This is a genomic window from Paracidovorax citrulli (genome assembly GCF_900100305.1).
GTDB classification, from domain to species: Bacteria; Pseudomonadota; Gammaproteobacteria; order Burkholderiales; family Burkholderiaceae_C; genus Paracidovorax; species Paracidovorax citrulli.
This window is the reverse complement of record NZ_FNEY01000067.1, coordinates 1-1,647: the sequence shown is the minus strand read 5'-3', so window position 1 is coordinate 1,647 and position 1,647 is coordinate 1. Positions and strand designations below refer to the sequence as shown.

2 protein-coding genes and 1 pseudogene are annotated in these 1,647 nt (G+C 47.2%); 2 read left to right on the top strand and 1 reads right to left on the bottom strand.

Going from position 1 to position 1,647, the window contains the following annotated elements:
- Window positions 1-115: 115 nt before the first annotated feature.
- Window positions 116-388, top strand: a complete 273-nt coding sequence (locus BLR99_RS22140) for a hypothetical protein (RefSeq protein ID WP_233427257.1) — start codon at window positions 116-118, stop codon at window positions 386-388.
- Window positions 381-1,484, top strand: coding sequence for a hypothetical protein (locus BLR99_RS22135; protein WP_011795036.1), 1,104 nt, complete (start codon window positions 381-383; stop codon window positions 1,482-1,484). The genes BLR99_RS22140 and BLR99_RS22135 overlap by 8 nt, the downstream gene beginning before the upstream one ends.
- A gap of 50 nt (window positions 1,485-1,534) precedes the next feature.
- Here the strand turns inward: BLR99_RS22135 and BLR99_RS22130 are convergent.
- Window positions 1,535-1,647 (bottom strand): annotated as a pseudogene (locus BLR99_RS22130) (IS5/IS1182 family transposase); the annotation flags it as partial.

Below are 1,647 nucleotides of genomic sequence, written 5' to 3'. Positions count from 1 at the left end.
TTGACTTCCACTCCGAGGAGCAAAGTTCATAACACGCTCTAACGGCAATCCTGTGGGGCCAAGCCCTGCAATTTCACAAGATTACCGAGCACTGGAATTGAAAGGTGTAGTTCACGTGTACCAAGGAACCAAGTCGGGTTATTTTGGAACCCGAACTGGCTGGCTAATGACTTTACTTAAGAGAGAAGTCGGCGAACTTGCTCTCCAAGTCATTCAAAAGGGTGACGTGAGCGACCAGTCACTCACGGCACTTCCAAGCGCTACAATCACCAAATATCTAGGTCCAGAAGAAAATAGGGCAATCAATCGCAAGCGTCAAGTAGATTCAGATCCCGCAGCGACGAACAGTATCTTGAACATTCTTCGCTTTGGAAAAGAAAATGGCTAATGTTCTTAAAAAAGGGCCCAGCATGGAAGAGGCTTTGAGGACCTATTTTTCCCAAGCGGGATATTTTGTAGTCCGAGGTGTTCCATTCAAATACATGGGACAGGATGTTACGGATATCGATGCGTGGATCTATAGTAGAAGTTCGCCGGTATCTCGCGAAATAGCGATTGTTGACATCAAGAACAAGAAAACACCACAGGCTATTGAGCGAATTTTTTGGACGCTCGGGCTCCAAAAAACCATCGGCGCAGATCGCGCCATTGTTGCCACGTCCGATAAAAGACCAGAAGTCAAGGAATTTGGCAAGCGCTTAAATATCTTGGTCTTAGATGGAAACTTCTTATCCAAGTTAGAGCAGAAAAAACGTTGGGATGAGCGCATTTCTGACGAGGAATTTTTCAGTCTTCTATCGGTAAACACTTTTGGGAAATTAGATGGAGATTGGCGAGGGCGTATTTCTTATTGCAAGTCTTTGTTGAGCCGAGGATTATCATTCGACATATGCAACGACTTACTTTCCCAAGGGCGCTATTTTGCCGAGATAGCCATTACCAGACGTGAACATTCTTCAACCGCCCTTCGGTGTTTGTATTTCATTTGCGCACTGGTTTGCATATGCATAGATTATCTTATGCGCGGTATTGCATTCGAAGAATCGAATGAGCGGGCCGCTCTTTTAGATGAAGGCTTTCGATACGGCTCCCGGGGCAAAGAAGGATTTGATTCCACCGTCAATTTATCGATGGGCTTAATTACTGAATACGCTGCTGGCGGAAAAGCTTTAGCCGGACAGATTAAGTTCAAGATTCAAGGCAGTCTTAATCAAATCCCTGCTTCTGCTTTGGGGGAATTTTTTGCCAGACGTGATGTCTTTGGGGGACTATTTGGAGTTGCAAAGGAACTCGAAGAGTTGGCGATGTACAGATTATTCCGCGACCACGCAGTAGCGTCCTCGTTATCGAAAAGCGTAATCGGATGTTTGCTTGATTACTGGAGCATCGATAGGACGCACTTGTCGATCATAGACCCAGAAGCGGGAGTTCAGCCATCCTTACTTTCGGTACCGCCACCAGTTCAAGGAGAGGAACAGTCATGATTGATGTTGCCCCCGTTTTCCCGGCCCCATCCTATTCGCAATAAGAGCGGCTAACACCACCGATCCACCAAGCGCGCACAGATGATCGCTGCAGCCAGTTTCAACAGCGCTTCGTGGATGTCCAGCCGCCGCTCGAAGCGAATGCGCAGCTTGCCAAAGCCTG

Bases quoted from the DNA above. Each gene is read 5' to 3' on its own strand.
- BLR99_RS22135 (WP_011795036.1), top strand. From the start codon at position 381: ATGGCTAATGTTCTTAAAAAAGGGCCCAGCATGGAAGAGGCTTTGAGG.